Source organism: Micromonospora purpureochromogenes (genome assembly GCF_900091515.1).
In the GTDB taxonomy this organism is placed as follows: Bacteria; Actinomycetota; Actinomycetes; order Mycobacteriales; family Micromonosporaceae; genus Micromonospora; species Micromonospora purpureochromogenes.
In genome coordinates, this window is sequence record NZ_LT607410.1 from 570,869 (window position 1) to 594,590 (window position 23,722).

The window sequence follows — 23,722 nt, forward strand, 5'->3', positions numbered from 1 at the left end:
GGTGCCAGGTAACCACGAGCCGCCGGTTACTCACGAGTCGCCCGGCCCCCACCGGCGCGCATCGGCGCGGTGATCAAGAAGTTTGCGTCGGCTTGAGCAAGATTCCTGACCCAAACTTCTTGATCAACCAAAGCGGGCGGGCCGCGAGGGGGCCGGAGTGGGTCAGGCGGGGTCGGTGGGGGCGAGGAGGGCGGCGAGGGAAGCGGCGCGGAGCAGTTCGGCGCGGCGGCGGCGGTCGACCTCGCCGCCGAGGAACGGCGTGGAGTTCATCAGGCCGAAGGCGGCGTGGGCCAGCACCCGCGCCTCGCCGTCGGGCAGCCCCGGGTGCAGCGCGGTCAGCACGGTCACCCACTCCTCGACGTAGAGCCGCTGAAGTCGGCGGATCTTGCGACGCGGCTCGTCGGGAAGCCGGTCCAGCTCGTGCAGGTGCAGCGCGATCACCGCCGGGTTGGCCAGCGCGAAGTCGACGTGGAAGTCGATCAGCGACTCCAGCGCGCCACGCGGGTCGTCCGGGTGGCCGGCGGCCCGGTCCCGGCCACCGGCGAGCAACCCCTCGCTGACCGGGATCAGCGCGGCGACCAGCATCGCCTCCTTGCCGGCGAAGTGGTGGTACAGCGCCGGCCCGGTCACGCCCGCGGCGGCGCCGATGTCGTCCATCGACACGCCGTGGTAGCCGCGTGCGGCGAAGAGGCCGACCGCGATCTCCAGGATCTCGTCCCGACGGGACCGGCGTCGGCCCGCGCCCGTCGCGCCGTTCGCTCCGCCCCGCGCCTGCTGCTCCACCGCCACCGGGCAAGCCTAGACCGCGCACCGGCCGTGGTGGAGGCTCGGTTACCCGTCGGTCGGTTCACCGCCCCGCCGCCGGCCCACCGCGTGCTCCCCGGCCGGCTGGCCTGGCCGAGTCGGCACGGCCGGACCGGGCTGGGTCAGCCGGGCCCGACCGGCCGGGACGAGGCAGCGCCGACGCCGCCGCCCGGGACGGCGACCGCCGTCAGTCCTCCTCGATCCCATGGTCGGCGCGCAGCTTCGCCGCCTCGGCCGACCGGCCCAGCTCGTCCAGGGCCCGGGCGAGCAGCCAGGCCGCCTGGCCGGCCGGCCGGGAGCCGGGCGGCAGTCCGCCCAGCACCTCGCGGAGCAGGCGCTCCGCGTCGCCCGGCCGGTCACCGCGCAGCAGCAGGTCACCGGTGAGCAGTTCGACCTGCGCCGCCTCACCGAACGCCTCGATCGACCGCAGCCGGCCGGCCACGCCGTCCAACCGGTCCAGCGCCGCGACCGCGCGGCCCTCGGCGGTCAGCACCCGGGCCACCGCCTCGGCCGCGAGGGCCCGCTCGTACGTCACCACGGGCGGCTCCTCGGGCAGCCCGGTGAGCGCCGCCGCGGCCTCGTCCACCACGTCGATGAGCGCCGCAGCGGCCGGCAGGTCACCGGACCAGAAGAGCGCCAGCAGCTGCCGCCGCCGGGCCCGCAGCTCGTCCAGCGGCAGCTCCGCCAGCCGGTACGCCGACGCCGACGCGGCGAACCGCTGCGCGGCCAGCGCGTCCCGGTCGGCCTCGTAGAGGATGCCGCCGGCCTCCTCCAGCACCTGCGCCCGGTGCGGGAGGTTGTCCGGGCTGTCCAGGTTCTCCGCGAGCTGTTCCAGCAGGGCGAGCGCGGGGTCGATCTCGCCCAGGCCCTCGTAGACGCCGGCCAGCAGGTGCCGGCACCGGTCCGCCTCGGCCTGGGCGCCGAGCCGGTCCAGCCCGAGCACCGCCTCCTCGGCCACCTCGGCGGCCTCGCTCAGCCGGCCGGCCACCCGGTAGGCGTTGGCCAGCTCCCACCGCAGGAAGGCGTCGCCCTCGGCGCCCTGCTCCACGCAGAGGGTCACCGCCTCGGCCAGGTCGTCCACCGCGTCGGCGGCGCGGTCGGCGGCGAGCAGCGCCCGGCCCCGGGCCACCCGGACCGCCAGTCGGGCGTTCGCCGGGGCCACCCGCAGCGCCTCGTCGCAGGCGGCGACGGCCTCGGCCGGGTCGTCGGCCCAGCGGGCGTACGCCAGGCAGGCGGCGACCAGCATGCCGGCCGAGCCCACCTCGCGGCTGAGCCGGCGGGCCCGCTCGGCCGCCCCGCTCATCTCCTCGCCCCGGTCCAGCTCCTCCAGGACGTGCGCGCGGTGCAGCGCCACCCGGGCCGCCAGCCACGGGTCGACGTCCGCCTCGGCGGCGGCCCGGTCGATCTCGTCCAGCGCGTCGGCCCAGCGCTGCCGGTGCACGTACGCCAGGGCCAGCCGGTCGTGCGCGGCGGCCCGCTCCCGCTGGTCGCCGTGCCGGTCGAGCTGGTCGGCCGACTCGCGGGCCAGCGCGAGCCCCTCCTCGGCGCCCTCGTCGGTCATGCAGAGCAGCGCGCCGAGGCGCCCGGACACCACCTGGGCGCGCACCGGGTCGGGCACCGCCCGCCAGGCGGCCAGCGCCACCCGGTTGGCCTCGATGGAGGCCGACGGGTCACCGTCGTCGTTCAGCTCGCCCGCGCGCAGCTCCAGCCGTCGTGCCACGGTGGCCGCCGGCAGCTCGGCGTCGCCGAAGCGCTCGTCGTACGCCTTGAGGACGGTGGCGCAGTCGTCGGTGCGGTGGGTGCGCCAGCACTCGTCGGCGAGGGCGAGCAGGTCCTCGGCGCTCGCCCCGGCCGGCACCCGCACCGGCTCCGCCCCGGCCGCGTCGGCCGGGGCCGGCTCGGGGGTGCGGGTCGGGCGGCGACGCAGGCTGGCCGAGAGCGGCAGGTGCTCCCCGACGGGCTGCACGGCGAGCCGCCGGGCGACCACCTCCGACTGGTACGCCGTGCCGTTGCGCCCGTCGAACCGGGCGGCCAGCGCGGTCGCCGTGTCGGTCAGCTCGGCGGCGAGGGTGCTCACCGGCACCTCCCCGGCCGGCCGGTCGCCGGACGCCCGGCGGTGCACGGTCAGCTCGCCCGGCACCTGCCGCAGCGCGGCCGCGGCGGTGGCGGCGAAGTGCATGGCGGCGGCCGGGGTGGGCGCCCGGTCCAGCCAGTCCAGGTGCCGCTCGACAAGCTCCAGGGCGCGGGCGTCGTTCCCGGTCAGGGTGCAGAACTCGACGTGGTCGGCGATCTCCCACAGGTCGGAGAGGTTCGACCGCAGCCGCCGGTACGCCTCCCGGTGCGCGTCCCGCGCGGCCTCTGACCGGCCGGTACGCAGGTACGCCGGCAGCAGCGCGGTGAGGATCGCCTGCGGCTGCTCGGTGCAGCTGAGCCGGCCGGCGAGCACCGGCTCGGCCAGGGCCACCGCCTCGTCGTGCCGGCCCACCTCACACAGGTGGTGCACCTGGGTGGTCGGGTCGCAGCCGGCGCAGTCGGAGAGGGCGTCGCGGGGGGTGGTCATCCACCGGCGGTACCACTCGGCCGCCTCGTCGTGCGCCCCGAGGTGCGACGCCACCAGATAGCGGTGCTTGTACACGGCCTGGAGCGAGTGCCCGGTGTCCCGGTAGCGCCGCTCCATGTCGTCCAGCACCGCGTAGGTGCGGTCCAGCGGCAGCTCGGGGAACTTCAGCATGGCGCTGACCATGTACTTGAAGTGCCAGAGCAGCTGGTGGGCGAAGCGCTGGTGGTAGGGCTGCGGGTCCCGGTCGAACTCGGCGAGGCACCAGGAGAAGGTCACGAAGGACTTCGCCGGCTCGCCGCCGTAGACGTACCCGGTGGTGGCCTGCATCCGGGCGGCGAAGGCGAGGTGCCGGTCGTCGCCCGCGTCGGCCCGCCGGATCAGCTGTTCCAGCGCGGCGGTCTGCCCCGCCCCGTACGGCATGTTGTGGGCCTCGTGCAGCAGCCGCCACAGGTCGTCGTCGCTCACGGTCGGTTCACTCCCGTCCCGGTACGGCCCGGCCGAGCAGGCCGAGGAAGGAACTGTTCAGCAGGGCGGCGTCGGCCGCGCGGATGGGGTGGTGCCCGAGCAGCAGCGCCTGCCCGTAGAGCGCCTCGACGGCGAGCCCGACCAGCTCCGGGTCGGTGAGCGTGGTGACCCGGCGGACCAGCGGGTTGCGGTGGTTGAGCACCAGTTGCGGGCGGTCCGGCGGGGCGGAGGCGGCCAGCGCGTCCAGCACGCCGCCCCACAGCTCGTCGGCCTTCTCCCGGCTGGCGGCGAGCTGGTCGTTGAACGCCGCCGAGCGGCTGACCAGGTAGAGCGCCGGCAGCGAGACCGGGTCGTACGCCCGGACCACCACCTCGCAGCCGAGCCGTTCCAGGGCTCGCTGGGCGCCGGTCAGGAACGGCCGCAGGGCCAGCTCGACGTGCGGTTCGAGCGCGTCGAAGCGGGTGGTCAGGTCGCTGGGCTCCAGCCGTTCGATCAGCACCGACCGGTCCACCGCGGGCAGTCGCTCGATGAGCTCGGTGTCGTACGTGTAGCCGCCGTTGACGACGGCCAGGTCCTGCGCCGCCGCGACGGCGGCGAGCTGGCGGAACTCGTCGAGGCTGGCGGCGTACCGGAGCAGGCCGTGGCGCTGCCGGAACTCGGCGAGGGTGAGCGTGCCGACGTTGGTCTCCATCGGCCACCACTGGTCGACCAGGCGCAGCATCTCGTCGTCGTGCAGGGCGAGCGCCTTGACCCCCAGATGGTGCACCTGGAGGAACTCGGCGAGCCGGCGCGGGTCGTGCTTCGCCAGCCGGACCAGCCAGCCGCGCACCTGGTCGCCGAGGGCGTCCCGGGTGCCGGTGAGCAGGGTGTCCTCGTAGAGCGCCTCGCGGCTGGCGGTGGGCCGCAGCTCGCTGGCGTCCACCACGCAGTGGGCGAAGAAGGCCCAGTCCGGCAGCAGCCCGTCGGCGTGTTCGGTGAGCAGCATCCGCTTGAGGTAGACCCGGTGCCCGGCCCGCGCCGCCGGGTTCACCGGGGTGGGCAGGATGAAGGCCACCCCGGTCAGCCCGGCCTCCGGCACCGCCAGCGGCACCACGTCGAACGGGACGAAGCCGAGGGTGTCCTGGGCGTACCGGACCAGGGCCGCCCGGTCCAGCGGCGCGCCGGGGGCGGTCGGCCAGGGCGGCGGCCCGGCGGTGGTCGGGGTGTCGCCGACCCGCACGTCGACCGGCAGCAGGCTGCCGTAGAGCCGGGCCAGCTCGGTCACCGTCGGCACGCCGAACCACTGGTCGGCGTCGCGACGGGGCACCAGCGTGACCGTGGTGCCGGGCTCCGGGCGGGCCTGCTCGGGCGGGGCGAGCCGGACGGCGTACCGGCCGTCGGACCAGCCCGTCCAGAGCACGGTCGGCTGGTCGGCGTGCCGGGTGACCACCCGGATCTCGTCGGCGACCAGGAAACAGGAGAGCAGGCCGATGCCGAACTGGCCGAGGAACTCGTGCCGGGAGAAGCCCAGCTCGTCGCGCTTGGAGCTGCGACCGATGGTGGCCAGCAGCTCGTGCACCTGCGCCTCGGTGAGGCCGACGCCGGTGTCGTGCACCCGCAGGGTGCCGTCGCCGGTCAGCTCCGGCGGCTCGATCCGTACCCGGGCGGGGGCGTCCGGTTCGGTGGCGCGGCGGGCGGTGATCGCGTCGACGGCGTTCTGGAGCAGTTCCCGGACGTACACCCGTGGGCTGCCGTAGAGGTGATGACTGAGCAGGTCGACCACGCCACGGAGGTCGACCTGGAAGGTGCGGTCCACACGCTCTCCCCGGTCGGATTCGGCGCTCACCGTACCGGTGATGACTGACGCTGTCCGACCCCTTTCCGGTCGCCTTGACCCTCGACCCGGTCGAGGCGGCAGGGTCCGTCGGCATGATCACCACCCCACTCGGCCGGGACTACCGGCTGCTCTGGTCCGCCGCCGTCTCCTCCCGGTTCGGCGACGCCCTGCGTACGCCGGCGCTGGCCCTGCTGACCGCGACGCTGACCCGCGACCCCCGGGCGGTGGCCGTGGTGGCCGTCGCGGCGCACCTCCCGCCGCTGCTGCTCGGCCTGCTCGGCGGCGTGTACGCCGACCGCTGGGACCGCCGCCGGACGATGGCGCTGGTGGACGCCCTGCGGGCGGCCGTGGTCGCGGCGCTGGCCGCCACGGTGGCGGTGGATCGGGCGGGTGTGCCGGCGCTGGTGGCGACGGCGTTCCTGCTCGCCGCGCTCGGCGTCCTCTTCGACGCCGCCTCGTTCGCGCTGCTTCCCGCGCTGGTGCCCGCGCCGGCCCTGCCTGCCGCCAACGGCCGCCTCCAGGCCGGCACCGCACTGGCCGGCGGCCTGCTCGGCGCCCCGCTGGCCGGTGTGCTCTTCGCGGTCTCGCCGAGCGTCCCGCTCACCGTGGACGCGGCCACCTTCGCCCTCGCCGCCCTGCTCACCCTCGCCCTGTCCCGATCCGCCGCCGGCCCCGGTCGCGGCGCCCGGCCGGGCAGCGACCGGTCGGCACCCGGGCCCGGTCGCCGGGGCACCGCCGCTGGCCCCGACGGGCGCGCGGGCCGCCGCGGGCGCGGCAGCGCAGAGCGCTCGGTGTGGCGGGAGGCGGCCGACGGGGTGCGGTGGCTGCGGGGGGAGCCGACGATGTGGCGGATCACCCTGCTCAGCGCGGGGACGAACCTGGCGATCAGCGCGCTGCTGGCGGTGCTGGTCCTCTACGCGCTGGACGTGCTGCGGGTGCCGCCGGCCGGGTACGGGCTGTTCATGGCGGCGGTCGTGCTCGGCGGGCTGGCCGGGGCGCTCGGGGCGGGGCGGCTGGCCGCCCGGCTCGGCACCACTCCCGCGCTGCGCGCGGTACTTCTCACCCAGACCGTCGCCCTGGCCGGGTTCGCGCTGGTCCGGCACCCGGTGCCGGCCGCGCTCGCGCTGGCCGTCTTCGCCGGTGGGAGCACGGTGTGGAACAGCCTGTGGGCGGCGTACGGGCAGGGCCGGGTGCCGGCCGCGCTGCTCGGTCGGGTGGGTGCCACCCAGCGGATGGCGGCACTGCTCACCGCGCCGGTCGGCGCGACGCTCGCCGGGCTGGCCGGGGCGGCGTACGGGGTGGGCCCGGTGGTCGGGGCGGCGGCGGTGGTCTTCGCGCTGGTCACGCTCGCGGCGTGGCGGGCACTGCGGCCGGTCGCGCCGGCACCGGACGACGCCCCGCCCACCACCGCCGGGACAGCAGCCCGGCCAGGGCCGCTCCGGTCGCGTTGAGCAGCACGTCGTCGACGGAGGTGACCCGGCCGAGGTCGAGCGCGTACTGGGCGGACTCGACCAGCGCGGAGGCGGCGGCGCCGAGCAGGAAGAGCCGGCCGACGCCGGCGAGGGCGGCGGAGCGTACCGGGGCGAGGAAGCCCAGCGCGGCGAAGACCAGCAGGTTGCCGACCACCTGGACCACGACGGTGGCCGGTGGGCCGGCCGCGACGAGATCGACCAGGTCGCGCAGCGGCACCAGCTTGACCTCGCCGGGCGCGGCGCGCGGCGTGAGGATCATCCACACCCAGGGCAGCGTCCCGGCGACCATCCCCACCTCGACCGCGCTGCGCCGCCACGCCTCTCGGCGGGTCGGCGCGGCCCTGACCCGGGCCAGCAACGCGACCAGCAGCACCGTCACCGGCACCGCGACCAGCGTGGCGAGCAGCACGTCGCCCCACTCCTGCCACACCTGCCCCATCGGGGCAGCCTAGCCGGGGCGCTGGGCCAGCCCGGAGAGGCGCAGCGCCAGCCGCCGACGGACGGTCGGCGCGCCGGCGACGGCGCGGAGCAGCAGGTCGCGCAGCGGGCGGACGGCCGGCGAAACGGTGGCGAGCCGGGTCAGCCGGTCGGCGAAGCCGACCACCTCCTCGGCCAGCGGTCGGCGCGCGGCCGAGTAGTCGTCGAGCAGGCTGTCGGGTCCGCCGGCGAACACGTCGGCCAGGGTGTCGCCGAGGGTTACCGCGTCGCAGATCCCGAGGTTCATCCCCTGCCCGCCGGCCGGGCTGTGCACGTGCGCGGCGTCGCCGGCCAGCAGCACCGGGCCGGCGCGGTAGGTCTCGGCGACCCGGTGGTGGATCCGGAACCGGGAACTCCAGGTCACGTCGGTGACCCGGTCCGGCCGCCGGGCCGGCCCACGCTCGTCGAGCAGCGCCTGGAAGTAGGCGGCGTCCCGCACGCGTGGAGCCTGGGCGACCGAGGCGACCACCCGGACCACCCCGTCCGGCAGCGGCGCCCAGATCAGCGGCCCCGGCCGGGCCAGGAAGAGCGCGATCTCGTCGCGGGGCAGCACGCTGCGCACCCGCACGTCGGCGAGGACGAACGACTCGCCCCGGCCGTCCGGTCCGCCGAAGCCGATCCCGGCCAGCTCCCGCACGGTGCTGTGCATGCCGTCCGCGCCGATCACCCACCGGGCGCGGACGCGGCCGCCGTCGGCGAACCCGACCACCGCGGCGGTCTCGTCGCGGTCCAGGCTGGTCACCTCGTACGGCCGGTGGACCCGGGCGCCGAGCGCGGTGAGCCGGTCGGTCAGCACGGCCTCGGTGACCGCCTGGGAGATCAGCAGCGCGTACGGGTAGCGGCTCGGCAGGTCGTCGAAGCCGACGCCGAACAGCACCCGGTCGCGGTCGCGGACGGTGAACCGGCGCGACGCCGCTCCCCGGGCCACCAGCGGCACGGCGGCGCCGATCCGTGACCGCCGCAACCCCCGCCCGCCGCTCGGACGCCACCCGCGCCGCGATCCTGCGCGCCGCCCGGGAACGGTTCGCCGCCGACGGATACGAGCGCGCCACCATCCGCGCCATCGCCGCCGACGCCCGGATCGACCCGTCGATGGTGATGCGCTACTACGGCAACAAGGAGGGCCTGTTCGCGGCGGCGGCCGAGTTCGACCTGCGGCTGCCGGACCTGGCCGACGTGCCGACCGGGCAGCTCGGCGAGGTGCTGGTCCGGCACTTCCTGGACCGCTGGGAGGGCGACGAGACGCTCGCCGCCCTGCTCCGGGCGGCCAGCACCAACCCGCGTGCCGCCGAGCGGATCCGCGGCATCTTCGCCGACCAGCTCGGCGCGGTCGTGGCCCGGTTCGGCACCGACCCGGCGACCACCGCCCGCCGCGCCGGCCTGGTGGCCAGCCAGATCCTCGGCCTGGCCTTCACCCGCTACATCGTCGGCCTGCCGCCCATGGTGGACGCGGCGCCGGTCGAGCTGGTCGCCTGGGTCGGCCCCACCCTCCAGCGCTACCTGACCGGGGCGGCCCCGGACGGGCGTACCCCGTGACGACGACGGCCGTGGTCACCCGGCGGTGACCACGGCCGTCGGTGGCGCGGGACGGATCAGGCGGCGATGCCGCCCGGCTGGTCACCCTTGGCGACGGGCGCCCGGACCAGGTTGCCCCACTCGGTCCACGAACCGTCGTAGTTGCGCACCTGCGGGTAGCCGAGCAGGTGCCGCAGCACGAACCAGGTGTGGCTGGACCGCTCACCGATCCGGCAGTACGCCACCACGTCGTCCGACGGGCTCAGCCCGAGCTGGTCGGCGTAGATGGCGCGCAGCTCGTCGGCGGACTTGAAGGTGCCGTCCTCGTTGGCGGCCGACTTCCACGGCTTGCTGACCGCGCCCGGGATGTGCCCGCCGCGCAGCGCGCCCTCCTGCGGGTAGTCCGGCATGTGCAGCATCTCGCCGGTGTACTCGCCGGGCGACCGGACGTCCACCAGCGGCCGGCCGGCGGCCACGTGCGCCATGACCTGCTCCCGGTACGCCCGGATCGGCGTGTCGTCGCGCTGCGGCACCGGGTACTCGGCGCGGGGACGGGTCACCTTCTCCCGGGTCAGCTCCCGCCCCTCGGCGATCCACTTCTGCCGGCCGCCGTCGAGCAGCCGGACGTCGGCGTGGCCGAAGAGCGAGAAGACCCAGAGCGCGTACGCGGCCCACCAGTTGAAGTTGTCGCCGTAGAAGACCACCGTGTCGCCCCGGCCGATGCCCTTGGCGGCGCACAGCTCGGCGAAACTCTTCGCGTCGAGGTAGTCCCGGGTCACCTGGTCGTTCAGCTCCGTGTGCCAGTCGACCTTGACGGCACCCGGGAGGTGACCGGTGTCGTAGAGCAGCACGTCCTCGTCGGACTCCACCACGACGAGGCCCTCGTCGCCCAGGTGCTCGGCCAGCCACTCCGTGGTGACCAGGCGCTGCGGATCGGCGTACGACTGGAGGCGGGAATTCGGATCGCTCGGCACAGGCATGATCCCCAAGGTACGCCGGATCCCGGCCCGGCGGCCGGCCATCGGAAATCGGGTGCAGCGGATGTGACCGCCGGCACGCGACCACTGAGGATCGACGCACGCCCGGGGTTCAGGCGCGGCGGTGCACCAGCCGCCCGGCGACCACGGTGGCCAGGCAGCGGCCGTCGTCGGCGAGGACGGCCAGGTCGGCGCGGCCGCCCGGCACCAGCGCCGGCGGGCGTACCCGGTCGAGCACCGCGACGTCGTTGCGGGCGGCGGCGGCCCGCAGCGCCGGGTCGGTGACGTGCGCGGCGAGCACCGCGGCGACGCCGAGCCGGAACAGCGCGTGCACCCGCTCGCGCGGGCTCGGTGCCGGCGGCAGGGGCCCGTCGTGCACCTGCGCCGGCCCGAGGGTGCCGGCCCACCGCCGCACCCGCACCTGCGGGTACGCCTCCGTCAGCTCGTCCAGCGGCGCGACCGCCTCGATCCGGTTGCCGGTGACGAGCACCGCGTGGCCGGCGACCGGCTCGTCGTCCGGCGTCGACCGCAGCAGCGTGGCGGCGTGGATGGTCCGCACGGTCAGTCGCTGACCGGCCCGAGCAGCGGGCGCTTGGCGGTGACGGTGTCGCCCGAGGACCGCCCGGTCAGCCGGCGCTTGATCCACGGGGCCAGGTGCCGGCCGGCCCAGCGCAGGTCGGCGGCGCGGGCGGCCAGCCAGGGCGTGGGAGCCGGCTGCTCCGGGACCAGCAGCCACTCCTCGTCGCAGCCCACCCCGAGCGCGGTCAGCACCTGGGCGGCGACCCGCCGGTGCCCGGCGGCCGACAGGTGCAGCCGGTCGGTGCTCCACAGCATCGGGTTGAGGAAGGTGTCGTCGGCGTACAGGTCGACCAGGATCGCGCCGTGCCGCTCGGCGGTCTCGCCGACCGCCCGGTTCATCAGCTCCATCCGGGGGGCGACCAGGCGCTGGCCGGGCAACCGCGCCATCACGTCGGCAAACCGGAAGAGGATCACGTCGGCGCCGCCGGAGCGGAGTTGCCGCACCACGTCGTCGAAGCGGGTGACCAGGGCGTCCGGGTCGAAGGTACGGCGCAGCGCATCGTTGCCGCCGGCCGCGAAGCTGATCAGATCGGGCTTCATCGCCAGGGCGGCGGGCACCTGCTCGGCCACCACGCTGGGGAAGAGCCGGCCCCGGATGGCCAGGTTGGCGTACCCGAAGTCCGGGCCGGCCTCGGCGGCCAGCCGGGTCGCCACCAGGTCGGCCCACCCGCGGTAGGTGCCGTCCGGGTACGCGTCATCCATGCCCTCGGTGAAGCTGTCCCCCACCGCGACGAAGCTGCGCCAGCGCACGCCGCCTCCCTCATGCTCTTCGTTGCCTGCGGCGACCAGTCTGTCACCGGGTCGGTTCCCGGCGCTGCCACCCGTCGGGCGAACGTGGCGGAGGTCATCGATCCGGTTCCACCAGGGGCCGCTACCCGGTCAGGTACCGGGTGATGGCGGCCCGCAGTTCGTCGTGCTGCTCGCTCAGCGCCGAGGCGGGATCGCGCCACTTCGACGCCGGGTACAGCCAGACCGGCTTGCCGACGATCTCCGGCGGCTCCCACTCGTACCTCGGCCAGACATGAGCGTGCAGGTACGGGTCCGTGTTGCCGAGGATCTCCAGGTTGACCCGGCGGAAAGCGGGGTCGGCCTCGGCGCAGGCCCGCTCGACCGCCTCGCCCAGCCGGTCCATGCTCTCCAGGTACGCCAGCCGCTTCGCCCTGGGCAGGTCGGTGAGCCGCTGCACGGCCGGGTTGTCCGCGAGCAGCACGCAGTAGCCCGGAAGCCACTGCACGTCTCCGATCACGGCGAACCCGCCGGGAAGCCGGGCCAGGACGGTGGGGTTCTCTCCGCGCAGTGCCGAACCGATCCGGTCGAGTCGCCAATCGATCATGATCAGATGTTGCCTCATCCGAGGTCGACGTGGTGATCGCCGGCTTGGCTGCCCACCTCCGCGTGCCGCCACTCGCACTCCGACACGACGACGGCGGGCCACCCCCCGTCGGTGTGGCCCGCCGTCGTTCGAGTGCAGGATCAGGATCAGCCGAGCAGGCGACCCCAGGGGGTGCCGGCAGGCGTCGGCAGGTTGCCCAGGACCCGGCCGTTGGCGGCGTACCGGACGAGGCGGTAGGCGGGGGCGTCGGCACCGAGGGTGGCGGTGTTGACCTGGGCGACGAGCGTGCCGTCCGGGAGGAAGCGGACCTGCTCGGTCAGGCCGTGGCCGGTTGCCTTCCGCCAGGCGGGGTCGAGCGGGGCCAGCTCGGTGGCGGCGCCGGTGCCGAGGTCCACCCGGTAGTTGCGGATCCGCCAGGTGCAGCCGCACTCACCCGCGTTCGGCACGTGGGTGCTGATCACGGCGTGCCGGGCGTCCAGGGAGAAGCCGGCCAGTCCGTGGATCTTCAGGTCGGCCGGAATGCGGGGCGTCACCGTGCGGAACTTGCCGCTGGCGTCACCGATGCGCAGCGAGCGGGCCCCGACGAAACCGACCATGCTGTGTCCGGCCTCCGGGCAGCTCTGCTGGTGGGTGGCGATCACGTGGCGCGCGCCCCCGTCGGCCCGAACCTCGATCACGGTCCAGTCGCCCCGCCGGCCCTCGGCGTACACCACGCTGAGGTTGTCCAGCCAGCGCGGCGCGCAGTCGAGGTCCCCCGCGAGCGGGACGGTAGCGACCGGGCCACCCTCGAACCGGCTGATCATCAGCCGGTTCGGCGTCGCCGCCAGCCAGGCCGCCCGCCGGCCGTCCGGGGAGGCCGCCACCCCGCGCTCGGCGATCCGGTCACCGGGCCGCCCCTCCCGGACGACCTCCCAGCGCCCGTCCGTGGTGCTGCGCCAGATCCGTGCCGGCGCCTCAGCCGAGCCGCCGTACACCTGGTCGGCGGACCAGGTGAGCTGCGGCCAGCTCAGCTTGCGGGCGGCGGCGGGCGGGGTGGCCGGGCGGGCGGCGGACACGCCGGACGCCTGCGCGACGGAGCCCCCGACACCGCCGCCGTCCGTCGTGGTCGGCGTGTCCGTCACGGTCACCGGCGGGGCGGCGGCGGCCGTGCCGGACGGCGCGGCGCAGCCGGCGGCGGCGATCGGGAGCAGCACCAGGGCGGCGGCGCCCATCAACGCACGGGGGCGCAGGGCCCGCCGCAGCGCCGAGGTGATGACGGTACGGGGGGTGAGGATGCTGTTCATGGGGGTGGCCTCCGGTGCGCCGAACTCGCTCTGACACCACCCAAGACGCGTCCCTTGTAGATCTCAGTTGCCGCTGGTGATCGCCTTTTATTGACAAACATTTCCGGCTCACGACGGCAACCATCCGGGCACCTGCACGCATCAGGCGGCGCGGCTCACCGGTCGTCGTCCGGGGGCTCGACCATCGGCCGCCGGTACGGCCCCCACGCGACGAACCGGGCGAACAACTCCCGTGGGGTGGGCCCGTCGTGCGGGTTCAGCCGGAACAGGTCGTGGGTGGCCTCGTGATAGAGCCCGGAGAGGTAGATGGCCAGGTCGACCGGCTGATCGGCGTACTCGATCTTGAGCAGCAGCCGGGCCTCGGCGCAGGGCCACGGCAGGCCGCAGCCCCGGCACACCCAGAGCGGGCGGATCGGCAGGTGCGGTGGACGGCCCGGCGGATACGCGCGAGGCCGTTCGGCGTACGGGCCGAGGCGGGGTACCGGGAGCTGACCGAAGATCACCGACTGCTCCCGTTCGTCCGCCACAACGCGGGCCGGCACCGTAACCACGGGAGCGGTTGGCGCATCTGGACCTCCTCGGGACGTGGGGTGGGGGCCGCCCCTGCACGGGGGGTCACGGGCGGCCCCGGAGCGGGCCGGACGGAAGGCGACCCGCTAGGTGACAGTCTGCTGAGGACGCCACTACTGTCGGAAGGCATCGACCCTGGTCGGGGCGAGGCCCGGTCAGCTATTCCGGGCGCGGGGACCGGCTGTGGAAAGGCCGAGGGAATCGTGGAGGAACTATGGAAGGCGAGCCGACCGCTGAGCTGATCCGGGCCCAACTGCGCCGGCTCCGGGTGAACGCCGAGCTGAGTCAGGAGGAGTTCGGGAAGCTCGTCCACTTCTCCGGTTCCCAGGTCTCCGCGGTCGAGTTGGGTCAGCGCCCGCTCGACCGGTTCTTCCTCAAGCGGGCGGACGAGGTGCTCGGCACGGGTGGGCTGTTGACGTCGCTGCTGAAGCTCGCGGAGCGGGACGGGCAGCCGAGCTGGTTCCGGCCGTGGCTGGAGGCGGAGCGGCAGGCCCAGCAGCTCCGCTGCTACCAGCCGAGCATCATTCCGGGCCTCCTACAGACGGAGAACTACGCCCGGGCGGTGATCCGTACCAACGACATGCTGAGCGACGACGAAGTGGAGAGGCGGCTGGCCGTCCGAATGGATCGGCAATCCATCCTCACGCAGTCGGGAGCGCCTCAGTTCGTGGCGGTGATCGAGGAGGTTGTCCTCCGCCGGGCCGACGAGGGATTCAAAGGGCTCATGACCCAGCAGATCGCGCACCTCATCGATTGCATCGGCCGCCCCCAGGTCAGTGTTCATGTCATCCCCGCCGAGGTCAGTGTGCATGTTGGACTCGCCGGGCCATTCACTTTGGCTCGAACGACGGACGGCGGATGGGTCGGACACCTGGAGCACCAACTCGGCGGCGAAGTGGTCGACAACGATGAAGGGATGACTATCCTGCTGGCGAGGTGGGAGAGCGTCCGCAGTGAGGCCCTGCCTCATCGGCAGTCGATCGAGCTGATGAAGGAAGTGATGACGTCATGGAGCTGATCGGCGTTACCTGGCGCAAGTCCACCCGCAGCGCACAGGGGGAGTGCGTGGAGGTGGCCGACAACCTGCCCGGTGTCATCGGCGTCCGCGACAGCAAGGACCCGGCCGGCCCGGTGCTCACCTTCGACCCACAGACCTGGCGAGCGTTCGTCACCCTCCTCAAGCGGCATTGATCCCGAAGGCTCCCCACGCTTGCACCGGATGCATGCATAATGAATGCATGGTTGCTCTCCAGATTCGTGACGTACCGGAAGAGGTACGGGACGCTTTGGCCGCCCAGGCCAAGGCCCGGGGTCAGTCGCTCCAGGCGTACCTGCTGGAACTGGTGGAGACACAGGCCCGACGCCTGCGCAACACCTCGCTCCTCGACCGTTTCGGGGGCAGATCGGACGGAACGCGCTCGCTGCCGGGTGAGAGCGCGGCCGAGTTGGCCGACCAGCGTGAGCGGCGCGGACCCTGGGGGGATGCGGCGTGATCGTCGTCGACGCGTCCGTCCTCGCGGATGCCCTGGTCGACGACGGTCCGGTGGGTGACGCGGCTCGGTCCGAGCTGACCGGGGACCCGCACTGGGCGGCGCCGGCGCACCTGCTCGTCGAAGTCATGTCCGTCATCAGGGGCAAGGTGCTCGGCGGGAAGCTCGGCCTCCCCCGAGCGCAGGAAGCGGTCGACACCCTGCCCTCGTTGGTCATCGATGAGATCCAGACCCCTGTCCTGCTCGACCGGATGTGGCAACTACGCGGCAACGTCTCGGCCTACGACGCGGCATACGTGGCGGCGGCCGAGTTGCTGGCGTGCCCACTCGTGACCGGTGATGGCCGACTCGCCAAGGCGAGCGGTGTTCGCTGCGAGATCCGACTGATAGCCGCCGCCTGACGAAGGGCGGGTCGCCCGGAGGACGGCCCGCCCCTGTCGTACCCGGTGGGTCAGTCCACGGCGGCAATGATCTGCATCGACGCCAGGCTGCTCGGCTCCGCCTTCTCGGCGACCTTCTTCCCGGCCTTGTCGACGAGGACCAGGGTGTACCGGCTGCCGCTGCGCACCCGGGCCACCAGCGAGCCGTCCGCCTGGAAGTAGGCCTGCCGCAGTTCGCGGCCGCCCAGCGGCAGGCTGATCTCCTTGCCGGTCCGGGTGTCGAGCACGGCATTCACGATCAGGTCGCGGGCGGCGTCGCCATAGGTGCCGTCGCGGTCGATCCGGAACAACGCGATCCGCCGCCCGTCCGGGGAGATGCTGGCGACGTCGAAGCAGACGTACCGGCTGCCCTTGCTGCCGAGGCCCGGGATGGTGCGCCGCCCGGCGCCGGTGCGGTCGGTGACGACGACGGTGCCGTTCGAACCGTCGGCGAAGGCCACCGTGCCGTTGGCGGCCCAGACCGGGTGGCAGCCGTCGAAGCCGGCCACCTCGGTGAAGGCGCCCGACGACACGTCCAGCAGGCCGGCTTTGGAGTAGCTGCCGTCCGCCGCGCCCAACCGCACGGTGAGCTGCCGGGAGTTCGGCGACCAGGTGGGCGACCAGCACATGTTGTCGACCAGGTCGTGGAGCTTGCGCTTGCCGGAGCCGTCGAGGGCGGACGTCCACAGCGCGCCGCCGTCCTCGACCCAGGCCACCCGGCGGCCGTCCGGCGAGACGGCGGCGTTGAGCTGCGCCGGGTTTACCGGCAGGGCGAGCCGCCGGACGGGGGTGCCACCCGGCGTCCACGAGTAGAGGTGAGCGGTGTCGGCCCCGCCCGGAGTGAACGGGCCGTAGTGGAGCCGGCCGAAGCTGGCGCTGCTGGCGGGCTGGCTGCTGGTCGACGTGGCCGGCGGGGCGATCGACGGGCTGCCGGAGGGCGACGGGGTCGGGGACGCGGTGGGCGACGGGCTGGCGGTGACCGAGGGCGTGCCGCCGGGGACCGGGTCGCCGCCCCGGTTCGGCAGGATCGCGAACGCGGTGCCGGTGGCCGCGCCGAACAGCACCACCGCCGCAGCCGAGGTGGCGATGGCGCGCTGGATGCCGATCCGGCGGGACGTCCGCAGGGCGCGGTCCCGCAGGTCGACCGGGGTGACCTCCTCGGCCAGGTCGGTCAGGTCGAGCCGGAGACGCTGGTCGTTCATCGGGCGCTTCCTTCCAGGACGTACAGCTCGGCGAGCTCGGGCGCGACGGTGCGCAACTTGGCCAGTGCCTTGGAGGTCTGGCTCTTGACGGTGCCGACGGTGACGCCGAGCAGCTCGGCGGCCTCGACCTCGGTGCGGTCCTCGAAGAAGCGCAGCACCAGCACGGCCCGCTGCTTCGGGGAGAGCTTGGCCAGGGCGGCCCGCAGGGTCAGCCGCAGGGTGGTCTGGTGGGCGTGGTCGGGGCCCGAGTCGCCTCCGCGTGGTTCGGGCAGCTCGCCCGTCATCGACTCGGGCACCCGCCGGCGTCGCCACCAGGAGACCTGCAGGTGGTACATGATCTTGCGGGTGTACGCCTCGGCGTTGCCGCTGTCGTGCAGCCGGCCCCATGACCGGTGGGTACGGGCCAGCGCCGACTGGACGAGATCCTCGGCGAGGTGCTGGTCACCGGTGAGCAGGTAGGCCGAGCGCAGCAGCGCCGGCGTCCGGGTACGGACGAACGAGTCGAACTCACTCAGGAGAGGGTCCACACGAGCCGATCCTTGGGGTAGTCGTTGATGCCTTTCCAGACGCCACCCCGGGATCGCCGGGTTGCCGTCCGGCAGCCGATGTGCGCGCCAAGTTTCGACACCGACCCGCGTAATGGCGTCGCCGGCCCCGTCGCGCCGGTCGTACGCTGCGCGAATGCTGCTACGTACGTCGACCCTGCTGCTGCGGACCCTGCGCGAGGATCCGGCGGACGCGGAGGTGCCGAGCCACCGGCTCCTGCTGCGCGCCGGTTACATCCGTCGCGCCGCGCCGGGCGGCTACACCTGGCTGCCGCTGGGCAAGCTGGTGCTGGACCGGGTCACCGAGATCGTCCGCTCGGAGATGACCGCCATCGGCGACCAGGAGGTGCACTTCCCGGCACTGCTGCCGGCGGAGCCCTACCGGACCAGCGGCCGGTGGACGGAGTACGGCGACCTCCTCTTCACCCTCGCCGACCGCAGGGGCGCCGAGCACCTGCTCGCCCCGACGCACGAGGAGATGGCCACGCTGCTGGTGAAGGACCTCTTCACCTCGTACCGGGACTTCCCGGTGACGCTGTTCCAGATCCAGACGAAGTTCCGCGACGAGGCCCGGCCCAGGGCCGGCCTGCTGCGCGGGCGCGAGTTCCTGATGAAGGACGCCTACTCGTTCGACCTCGACGAGACCGGCCTTCAGGCGTCCTACGAGCGGCACCGGGCGGCGTACCGGCGGGTCTTCGACCGGCTGGGGCTCGACTACACGGTGGTCCACGCGACGTCCGGAGCGATGGGCGGCTCGGCGTCGGAGGAGTTCCTGGCCGCGACGCCGGTCGGCGAGGACACCTTCGTCGGCTGCACGGAGTGCGACTACGCGGCGAACACCGAGGCGGTGACCACCCCCGCCCCGGCCACCGGGGACCCGGACGCGCAGCGGGCCAGCGAGGTGCACGACACCCCGGAGACGCCCACCATCGCGTCGCTGGTCGAGTTGGCGAACACCCGCCGGCTGGCCGACCGGGACGACTGGACCGCCGCCGACACCCTGAAGAACGTCGTGCTGAGCGTGCACCGGCCGGGCGCGGAGTCGTCGGACCTGCTGGTCATCGGGCTGCCCGGCGATCGGGAGGTGGACCTGAAGCGGGTCGAGGCGGCCCTGCACCCGGCCGCCGTGACCGTCTTCGACGACTGGGCCGCCCATCCCGAACTGGTCCGCGGCTACATCGGACCGCAGATCATGGCCAAGCTCGGCATCCGCTACCTGGTCGACCCGAGGGTGGTCACCGGCAGCGCCTGGCTGACCGGCGCGAACGAGCCGGGCCGGCACGCCACCAACGTGGTCGCCGGCCGCGACTTCATCCCGGACGGCACCATCGAGGCGGCCGAGGTGCGCCCGGGCGACCCCTGCCCGGCCTGCGGCACGGGTGAGCTGACCATGCGCCGGGGCATCGAGATCGGGCACATCTTCCAGCTCGGCCGCCGGTTCACCGACGCGTTCGCCCTCGACGTGCTGGGCTCGGCCGGCAAGCCGGTCCGGCCGACCATGGGCTGCTACGGCATCGGAGTGTCCCGGGCGGTCGCCGCGATCGCCGAACAGCACCACGACGAGCGGGGACTCGTCTGGCCGGCGGCGATCGCGCCGGTCGACGTACACCTGATCGCCGCCGGGAAGGGGCCGCAGCTCGACGCGGCGCTCGACCTCGGCGGGCGGCTGTCCGCCGCCGGCCTGCGGGTGCTGGTTGACGACCGGGTGAACGTCTCCGCCGGGGTGAAGTTCACCGACGCGGAGCTGATCGGCATCCCGCGCGCCGTCGTGGTCGGGCGCCGGCTCGCCGACGGGTACGTCGAGCTGCGCGACCGGGCCGGCGGTGAGCGGGTGGAGCTGCCGGTGGACGGGCTGGTCGAGCGGCTGGTCGACGAGGTGCGCCGCGCACTCGGCAACCGGGTGTAGCGGGCGCGCCACGGGGTACCGCTGCGGGATCGACCAAGGGTGTTTTTCGGAGGCTCTCATGTACCGGGTCAGTGACGTGATGACGAAGCAGGTGGTCTACCTGTCGGCGGAGACCACCCTGGACGAGGCGGCCAGGGTGATGAAGGAGGCGGACATCGGCGACGTGGTGGTCACCGACGGCGCCACCCTCGCCGGCGTGCTGACCGACCGGGACATCGTGGTCCGGGCGGTGGCCGAGCGCAGCGACCCGTCGACCACCACCATCGGCTCGATCACCACCCGCGAGGTGGTGATGATCGAGCAACACTCCACCGCCGCGGAGGCGGCGTCGCTGATGCGCGAGCGCAACATCCGGCGGGTGCTGGTCTGCGACAACGAGCGCAAGCTGGTGGGCATCGTCTCCCTGGGCGACCTGGCCATGCAGCTCGACCCGACCTCGGCGCTGGCCGACATCAGCGAGGCGGCGCCGAACGCCTGACCCGTGATCGACCCGGTGCCGCTCGCTCTTTTTGAGCCTGGCGGTGCCGGGTCGACGCCCCGGCCGCGACCTTCGTCACCGGGAGCCGGTCCGCCGACCGCCGGGCGTCCCCGCCCGGCGGCGGTAGCCTGGCGGGATGCCCGAGATGCCGACGAAGCTGGCCGAGATCGTCGAGGAGTTCGCCGCCGCGCCCCGCGACGTGGTGCTGGAGATGCTGCTCGAATACGCCGACGTCATCCCGCCCCTGCCGCCGGGCGTGGACCGGGAGGGCATGGAGCAGGTGCCCGAGTGCCAGACCTCGTTCTTCCTCCGCGCCGAGGTCAACCCGGACCGGACGGTGAGCACGATCTTCGACTGCCCGCCGGAGGCGCCGACCACCCGCGCCTTCGCCGGCATCCTCGCCGAGGGCCTGGACGGGGCGAGCACGGAGCAGGTGCTGGCCGTGCCGGACGACCTCTACCAGCGGATGGGGTTGGCCCAGGCGATCAGCCCGCTACGGGTGCGCGGCGGCACCGCCATCCTGGCCCGACTCAAGCGCCAGGTCCGGGAACAAGCGGGCTGAGCTGGCTGTTCACCCCCGTTATGGAGATCGAGATCTACGCCGACGTGGTCTGCCCCTGGTGCTGGATCGGCAAGCGCCGGCTGGAGCAGGCGTTGGCGTCGTACGGCGGTGAGGTGACCGTCCGCTACCGCCCCTTCCAGCTCGACCCCACGCCGGTGACCGAGCCGAAGCCGCTGGTCGAGGCGATGGCCGCCAAGTTCGGTGGCCGGGAGCGGGCGGAGGCGATGTTCGCCCAGGTCACCCAGGTCGCGGCCGGGGTGGGGCTGGACATGCGCTTCGACCGCGCGGTGCAGGCCAACACCTTCGAGGCGCACCGGCTGATCCGGTACGCCGCCGAGCACGGCCTGGCCGAGGAGACGGTCGAAGCCCTCTACGCGGCGCACTTCACCGACGGGGTGGACCTCGGCTCGCGGGACGCGCTGGTCGAGCTGGCCGGCAAGGTCGGCCTGGACGAGACCGAGGTCCGTGACCACCTCGACTCCCCGGTCGGACGCCGCGAGGTGGCCGCCGACCTGACCGCCGCCCAGCAGCTCGGGGTGAGCAGCGTGCCCACCTTCGTGCTGGCCGGCAAGTACGCGGTCACCGGCGCGCAGGAGCCGGAGACGCTGCTGGCCGCGCTGTCCGAGGTGGAGCGCCGCGAGTCGGGCGCCTGACCGGACATCGATCCCCGTGATGTTTCACGTGCAACCACATCGACGGACGTGCCGGGCCGGCCTCACAAGCTAGGCCGGTCGGGCCAGCCCTTCGACCACCCGGGCGCCGGGCAGCGCGCCGAGCGCCGGGCCGGGCAGCGCGATCTTGCTGTGCCGGACACCGGATCCGATGATCACGTGTGGGGTCGCGACCACCCGGGAGTCGACCAGGATCGGCCAGCCCTCCGGCAGGCCGATCGGCGTGATCCCGCCGTACTCCATGCCGGTCAGCTCGACCGCGTCGGCCATCGGGGCGAAGCTGGCCTTTCGCACGTCGAGCGCCCGCCGGACCACCCCGTTGACGTCCGCGCGGGTGGTGGCGAGCACGATGCAGGCGGCGTAACGGATCTCCCCCTCGCGCTTGCCGGCGACCACGACGCAGTTCGCCGACACGTCCAGCCCCACCTCGTACGCCGCGCAGAAGGCGGCGGTGTCGGCGAGTGTCGCGTCGATCGGGGCGACCAGCACGTCGTCGACGTCCACCGGAGCCTCGACCGGCCACTGCGCCAGCGCGGCGGCGACCGGCGCCGCCAGCAGGTCGAGTCGGGTGCGGGCGGGCTCGGTCTTCAACGTCCCCATCACGGTTGCGATCCTCGCACCCGCCGCCCCGATCCGCCCGTCGGCACCCGCCCCGCCGGCGGGGTTGATCGACCCCGCTCGCGGCGTGTCGCGGTGTCCCACGCTGCCGAAGCCGCGACACGCCGCAAGCGGAGTGGATCACGCCGGTCCGGAACGGCGGGCTCAGCTGCCGCTGAGGAAGGCGTTCTCGCGGATGAAGGCGCGGTCGTCGGCGAAGGCCGACTGGGCGACCCGGTGGACCTGCGGCCGGCGGGCCTCCAGGTCCTCCATGCCGTGCCGGACGGCGAGCCGGATCACGCCGTAGAGGAAGACGAACCCGAAGACGTAGAGGATGACGGTGGCGATGACGGTGAACATGGCGCCACGGTAAGGCGAACGTGAACGGGATGAGGTTTCATCTTCGGCCGGTTCCCCCATACGTGTCAGCCAGGTGATCCGCCCAGGTCCGGCGGCCCGGCGGGGTGGCGGTGGTGGTCAGCCCGCCCGCGCGCAGCGCGCTGCCCAGCCGGCCGGGAATCCGCACCGGCAGCAACGGCCGGCGCGAGCCGCGGGCCGCCCGCCAGGCGCGTACCGCCTCGTCGAAGCGGAGCACCTGTGGACCGCCGTACTCCTCGATGCCGCCCAGCGGGCCGGCGGTGAGCCGTTCGCCGAGCCGGCCGGCCACCTCGTGCTGGTCGACGGGCTGGGCGAGGACCGCCGGGTCGCCGATCACCGGGCCCAGCCGACTCGCCGTACGCAGCAGCGCGTCGAGGAACGGCGGGAACTGGGTGGCCCGCAGCACCGTCCACGGCACCGGGCCGGCGGCCACCACCCGCTCGGCCGCCAGCTTGTGCCGGTAGTAGGCGTAGGGCACCCGGTCGACGCCGACGATCGAGACGTACACCAGGTGGGCGACGCCGGCCGCCCCGGCGGCGACCGCCAACTCGCGGGTGCCGACCACGTCCACCCGGTGGGTACGCCGGCTGTTCGGCAACGACGCCAGGTGCAGCACCGCGTCCACGCCCGCCACCGCCTCGGCCAGCCCCACCCCGGTCTCCAGGTCGGCGACCACCCACTCCGCCGCCGGATCGTGCCGGGGCCGCCGGCTCATCGCCCGCACGTCGAACCCGTCCGCCCGCAGCCGGGGCAGCACCGCGCGCCCCAATGTGCCACCGGCACCGGTGACCAGCACCTTCATTCCCGACTCCTTCCGGTCGACAGCTCGACGGGGCTGGCCGGCCGATCGTGACGTCACCTGAGCAGGTCGACCCCGGTCATCAGGATGAAGAAGGCGACGACGATCTCGCTGACGATCCAGGAGTTGTGGTCGGCCCAGTCCCGCATCCTCGGCAGCGCGCGCTCGGCCCGCCGGCCCAGCACCAGCAGCGCCAGCAACGGCAGGGCGAGCAGCAGCAGGGTGAGCAGGAGGAACGGCACCAGGTGCCACCACGGCAGGTCGTACCGGACGACGTTCGCCCCCACGGTGGCCATGGTGAGGTCGTCGACGGGCATCGCCACCATGATCAGCAGACCGAGCCGGAACGCGTACCCGGGACCCGCGTGCTGCAGCCGGCTCATCCAGGCCGGCTGACCTTTCGAGTGCCGGCGCAGGAACACCACCACGGCCAGCGCCACGAGCAGCGCCAGCACCACCTGGCCGATGGCGGTCCGAATCTGCTCGCGGGGGCCCGCCCCGACGTCCTCGGCGAGGCCGGTCACGCGCCGGGTGACCAGCCAGGCGGTCGTCGTGCCGGCGACCACCACGACCGCCGCGCCGGCCAGGAAGCCCAGCGACGCCTGCCGCGGCCGGTTGCCGGAGGCGAGGAAGACCGCCGCGACCAGCTGCGTGCCGGCCACCATGACCACGGCCAACGGCAGGACGGTCAGGAAGCTCATCGCCTGCCCATCCTCCCGGCCCACCCCGCCGGCCAGGGCCGATTCGCCGCATCTCCCGACGGATACGGATCGCCCCCCAGGTCGCGCGATCCTCCGGCGGACAGCCGCCGCCCACCCTGCCGG

Annotated in this window: 27 protein-coding genes; 10 read left to right on the forward strand and 17 right to left on the reverse strand. The window is 74.1% G+C overall.

Translation table 11 applies throughout. From position 1 onward, the window contains the following. Nucleotides 1-162: 162 nt before the first annotated feature. The 3 genes from GA0074696_RS02685 to GA0074696_RS02695 form a co-directional block, all read right to left on the reverse strand. Nucleotides 163-789, reverse strand: a complete 627-nt coding sequence (locus GA0074696_RS02685) for a TetR/AcrR family transcriptional regulator (RefSeq protein ID WP_088959622.1) — start codon at nt 787-789, stop codon at nt 163-165. Between the two features lie 202 nt (nt 790-991). Beyond that, entirely contained in the window at nt 992-3,829 is a 2,838-nt protein-coding gene (locus GA0074696_RS02690; protein ID WP_088959623.1) for a hypothetical protein, read from the reverse strand. A 7-nt stretch (nt 3,830-3,836) separates the two neighbouring features. Beyond that, nucleotides 3,837-5,624 carry an HSP90 family protein gene (locus tag GA0074696_RS02695; protein ID WP_088959624.1) on the reverse strand — a complete coding sequence of 596 codons (1,788 nt, stop codon included), beginning with the start codon at nt 5,622-5,624 and terminating at the stop codon, nt 3,837-3,839. 113 nt (nt 5,625-5,737) lie between these two features. On the opposite strand from GA0074696_RS02695, the gene GA0074696_RS02700 reads away from it, so the two are divergent. Next, a complete protein-coding gene (locus GA0074696_RS02700; RefSeq protein ID WP_088964319.1) occupies nt 5,738-7,096 on the forward strand; it encodes an MFS transporter in 1,359 nt (452 codons plus the stop codon). Here GA0074696_RS02700 and GA0074696_RS02705 read toward each other — a convergent pair. Further along, nucleotides 6,987-7,556, reverse strand: a complete 570-nt coding sequence (locus GA0074696_RS02705; protein ID WP_088959625.1) for a VanZ family protein — start codon at nt 7,554-7,556, stop codon at nt 6,987-6,989. The two genes, GA0074696_RS02700 and GA0074696_RS02705, sit on opposite strands and share 110 nt — an antisense overlap. A 9-nt stretch (nt 7,557-7,565) precedes the next feature. Then, nucleotides 7,566-8,531, reverse strand: a complete 966-nt coding sequence (locus GA0074696_RS02710) for an FAD-dependent monooxygenase (RefSeq protein ID WP_231925237.1) — start codon at nt 8,529-8,531, stop codon at nt 7,566-7,568. A gap of 14 nt (nt 8,532-8,545) precedes the next feature. Between GA0074696_RS02710 and GA0074696_RS02715 the strand changes: the two genes are divergently transcribed. Continuing rightward, nucleotides 8,546-9,130, forward strand: coding sequence for a TetR/AcrR family transcriptional regulator (locus GA0074696_RS02715; protein WP_088959627.1), 585 nt, complete (start codon nt 8,546-8,548; stop codon nt 9,128-9,130). Nucleotides 9,131-9,186: 56 nt separating this feature from the next. On the opposite strand, the gene GA0074696_RS02720 is transcribed toward GA0074696_RS02715, so the two are convergent. The 6 genes from GA0074696_RS02720 to GA0074696_RS02745 form a co-directional block, all read right to left on the reverse strand. Beyond that, complete coding sequence (locus tag GA0074696_RS02720) at nt 9,187-10,089, reverse strand: sulfurtransferase (RefSeq protein ID WP_088964320.1); 903 nt, start codon at nt 10,087-10,089, stop codon at nt 9,187-9,189. A 109-nt stretch (nt 10,090-10,198) separates the two neighbouring features. After that, on the reverse strand, nt 10,199-10,645 hold the full coding sequence (locus GA0074696_RS02725) for an imidazolonepropionase-like domain-containing protein (protein WP_088959628.1): 447 nt from the start codon (nt 10,643-10,645) through the stop codon (nt 10,199-10,201). A 2-nt stretch (nt 10,646-10,647) separates the two neighbouring features. Continuing rightward, complete coding sequence (locus GA0074696_RS02730; RefSeq protein ID WP_088959629.1) at nt 10,648-11,415, reverse strand: SGNH/GDSL hydrolase family protein; 768 nt, start codon at nt 11,413-11,415, stop codon at nt 10,648-10,650. 121 nt (nt 11,416-11,536) lie between these two features. Beyond that, nucleotides 11,537-11,998: an HIT family protein gene (locus GA0074696_RS02735; protein ID WP_197700807.1), complete on the reverse strand. Its 462-nt coding sequence runs from the start codon at nt 11,996-11,998 to the stop codon at nt 11,537-11,539. A gap of 146 nt (nt 11,999-12,144) precedes the next feature. After that, nucleotides 12,145-13,281, reverse strand: a complete 1,137-nt coding sequence (locus GA0074696_RS02740) for a hypothetical protein (RefSeq protein WP_088959630.1) — start codon at nt 13,279-13,281, stop codon at nt 12,145-12,147. Nucleotides 13,282-13,436: 155 nt separating this feature from the next. Next, nucleotides 13,437-13,823 (reverse strand): hypothetical protein, encoded by a 387-nt coding sequence (locus GA0074696_RS02745; RefSeq protein ID WP_231925238.1) that lies wholly within the window; start codon nt 13,821-13,823, stop codon nt 13,437-13,439. Nucleotides 13,824-14,065: 242 nt separating this feature from the next. On the opposite strand from GA0074696_RS02745, the gene GA0074696_RS02750 reads away from it, so the two are divergent. The 4 genes from GA0074696_RS02750 to GA0074696_RS02765 are packed head-to-tail and all read left to right on the forward strand — an operon-like array spanning nt 14,066 to nt 15,742. Next, nucleotides 14,066-14,869, forward strand: a complete 804-nt coding sequence (locus GA0074696_RS02750; RefSeq protein ID WP_088959631.1) for a helix-turn-helix domain-containing protein — start codon at nt 14,066-14,068, stop codon at nt 14,867-14,869. Beyond that, nucleotides 14,860-15,042 carry a DUF397 domain-containing protein gene (locus GA0074696_RS02755; RefSeq protein WP_088959632.1) on the forward strand — a complete coding sequence of 61 codons (183 nt, stop codon included), beginning with the start codon at nt 14,860-14,862 and terminating at the stop codon, nt 15,040-15,042. Before GA0074696_RS02750 ends, GA0074696_RS02755 begins: the two co-directional genes overlap by 10 nt. 47 nt (nt 15,043-15,089) lie before the next feature. Next, nucleotides 15,090-15,344: a FitA-like ribbon-helix-helix domain-containing protein gene (locus GA0074696_RS02760; RefSeq protein WP_088959633.1), complete on the forward strand. Its 255-nt coding sequence runs from the start codon at nt 15,090-15,092 to the stop codon at nt 15,342-15,344. Beyond that, complete coding sequence (locus GA0074696_RS02765; protein ID WP_088959634.1) at nt 15,326-15,742, forward strand: type II toxin-antitoxin system VapC family toxin; 417 nt, start codon at nt 15,326-15,328, stop codon at nt 15,740-15,742. Before GA0074696_RS02760 ends, GA0074696_RS02765 begins: the two co-directional genes overlap by 19 nt. A 50-nt stretch (nt 15,743-15,792) precedes the next feature. On the opposite strand, the gene GA0074696_RS31330 is transcribed toward GA0074696_RS02765, so the two are convergent. Both GA0074696_RS31330 and GA0074696_RS02775 read right to left on the reverse strand, forming a co-directional pair. Then, entirely contained in the window at nt 15,793-16,962 is a 1,170-nt protein-coding gene (locus GA0074696_RS31330) for a TolB-like translocation protein (RefSeq protein ID WP_197700808.1), read from the reverse strand. Continuing rightward, nucleotides 16,959-17,489 carry a SigE family RNA polymerase sigma factor gene (locus GA0074696_RS02775; protein WP_088959635.1) on the reverse strand — a complete coding sequence of 177 codons (531 nt, stop codon included), beginning with the start codon at nt 17,487-17,489 and terminating at the stop codon, nt 16,959-16,961. Before GA0074696_RS02775 ends, GA0074696_RS31330 begins: the two co-directional genes overlap by 4 nt. Before the next feature lie 154 nt (nt 17,490-17,643). Here GA0074696_RS02775 and GA0074696_RS02780 point away from each other — a divergent pair, with 154 nt between their 5' ends. The 4 genes from GA0074696_RS02780 to GA0074696_RS02795 all read left to right on the forward strand — a co-directional run bounded on the left by GA0074696_RS02780 (nt 17,644) and on the right by GA0074696_RS02795 (nt 21,106). Beyond that, complete coding sequence (locus GA0074696_RS02780) at nt 17,644-19,413, forward strand: proline--tRNA ligase (protein ID WP_088959636.1); 1,770 nt, start codon at nt 17,644-17,646, stop codon at nt 19,411-19,413. A 58-nt stretch (nt 19,414-19,471) separates the two neighbouring features. Then, a complete protein-coding gene (locus GA0074696_RS02785) occupies nt 19,472-19,891 on the forward strand; it encodes a CBS domain-containing protein (RefSeq protein ID WP_088959637.1) in 420 nt (139 codons plus the stop codon). Between the two features lie 136 nt (nt 19,892-20,027). Further along, nucleotides 20,028-20,453, forward strand: coding sequence for a SufE family protein (locus GA0074696_RS02790; protein WP_088959638.1), 426 nt, complete (start codon nt 20,028-20,030; stop codon nt 20,451-20,453). Nucleotides 20,454-20,473: 20 nt separating this feature from the next. Continuing rightward, a complete protein-coding gene (locus GA0074696_RS02795; RefSeq protein WP_088959639.1) occupies nt 20,474-21,106 on the forward strand; it encodes a DsbA family oxidoreductase in 633 nt (210 codons plus the stop codon). Nucleotides 21,107-21,175: 69 nt separating this feature from the next. Here the strand turns inward: GA0074696_RS02795 and GA0074696_RS02800 are convergent, their stop codons facing one another. The 4 genes from GA0074696_RS02800 to GA0074696_RS02815 all read right to left on the reverse strand — a co-directional run bounded on the left by GA0074696_RS02800 (nt 21,176) and on the right by GA0074696_RS02815 (nt 23,599). Continuing rightward, nucleotides 21,176-21,724 (reverse strand): YbaK/EbsC family protein, encoded by a 549-nt coding sequence (locus GA0074696_RS02800; RefSeq protein WP_088959640.1) that lies wholly within the window; start codon nt 21,722-21,724, stop codon nt 21,176-21,178. Nucleotides 21,725-21,886: 162 nt separating this feature from the next. Next, nucleotides 21,887-22,081 carry a hypothetical protein gene (locus GA0074696_RS02805; protein WP_088959641.1) on the reverse strand — a complete coding sequence of 65 codons (195 nt, stop codon included), beginning with the start codon at nt 22,079-22,081 and terminating at the stop codon, nt 21,887-21,889. 37 nt (nt 22,082-22,118) lie between these two features. Continuing rightward, on the reverse strand, nt 22,119-22,901 hold the full coding sequence (locus GA0074696_RS02810; RefSeq protein WP_088959642.1) for an SDR family oxidoreductase: 783 nt from the start codon (nt 22,899-22,901) through the stop codon (nt 22,119-22,121). 53 nt (nt 22,902-22,954) lie between these two features. After that, a complete protein-coding gene (locus GA0074696_RS02815) occupies nt 22,955-23,599 on the reverse strand; it encodes a GAP family protein (protein ID WP_088959643.1) in 645 nt (214 codons plus the stop codon). Between the last annotated feature and the right edge of the window lie 123 nt (nt 23,600-23,722).

Excerpts from the sequence above, each read along its gene's own strand:
- GA0074696_RS02700 (WP_088964319.1), top strand. The coding sequence starts at position 5,738 with ATGATCACCACCCCACTCGGCCGGGACTACCGGCTGCTCTGGTCCGCC.
- GA0074696_RS02705 (WP_088959625.1), bottom strand. The coding sequence starts at position 7,556 with ATGGGGCAGGTGTGGCAGGAGTGGGGCGACGTGCTGCTCGCCACGCTG.
- GA0074696_RS02720 (WP_088964320.1), bottom strand. The coding sequence starts at position 10,089 with ATGCCTGTGCCGAGCGATCCGAATTCCCGCCTCCAGTCGTACGCCGAT.
- GA0074696_RS02735 (WP_197700807.1), bottom strand. The coding sequence starts at position 11,998 with ATGATCGATTGGCGACTCGACCGGATCGGTTCGGCACTGCGCGGAGAG.
- GA0074696_RS02740 (WP_088959630.1), bottom strand. The coding sequence starts at position 13,281 with ATGAACAGCATCCTCACCCCCCGTACCGTCATCACCTCGGCGCTGCGG.
- GA0074696_RS02750 (WP_088959631.1), top strand. The coding sequence starts at position 14,066 with ATGGAAGGCGAGCCGACCGCTGAGCTGATCCGGGCCCAACTGCGCCGG.
- GA0074696_RS02755 (WP_088959632.1), top strand. The coding sequence starts at position 14,860 with ATGGAGCTGATCGGCGTTACCTGGCGCAAGTCCACCCGCAGCGCACAG.
- GA0074696_RS02760 (WP_088959633.1), top strand. The coding sequence starts at position 15,090 with ATGGTTGCTCTCCAGATTCGTGACGTACCGGAAGAGGTACGGGACGCT.
- GA0074696_RS31330 (WP_197700808.1), bottom strand. The coding sequence starts at position 16,962 with ATGAACGACCAGCGTCTCCGGCTCGACCTGACCGACCTGGCCGAGGAG.
- GA0074696_RS02780 (WP_088959636.1), top strand. The coding sequence starts at position 17,644 with ATGCTGCTACGTACGTCGACCCTGCTGCTGCGGACCCTGCGCGAGGAT.
- GA0074696_RS02785 (WP_088959637.1), top strand. The coding sequence starts at position 19,472 with ATGTACCGGGTCAGTGACGTGATGACGAAGCAGGTGGTCTACCTGTCG.
- GA0074696_RS02790 (WP_088959638.1), top strand. The coding sequence starts at position 20,028 with ATGCCCGAGATGCCGACGAAGCTGGCCGAGATCGTCGAGGAGTTCGCC.
- GA0074696_RS02795 (WP_088959639.1), top strand. The coding sequence starts at position 20,474 with ATGGAGATCGAGATCTACGCCGACGTGGTCTGCCCCTGGTGCTGGATC.
- GA0074696_RS02800 (WP_088959640.1), bottom strand. The coding sequence starts at position 21,724 with ATGGGGACGTTGAAGACCGAGCCCGCCCGCACCCGACTCGACCTGCTG.
- GA0074696_RS02805 (WP_088959641.1), bottom strand. The coding sequence starts at position 22,081 with ATGTTCACCGTCATCGCCACCGTCATCCTCTACGTCTTCGGGTTCGTC.
- GA0074696_RS02810 (WP_088959642.1), bottom strand. The coding sequence starts at position 22,901 with ATGAAGGTGCTGGTCACCGGTGCCGGTGGCACATTGGGGCGCGCGGTG.
- GA0074696_RS02815 (WP_088959643.1), bottom strand. The coding sequence starts at position 23,599 with ATGAGCTTCCTGACCGTCCTGCCGTTGGCCGTGGTCATGGTGGCCGGC.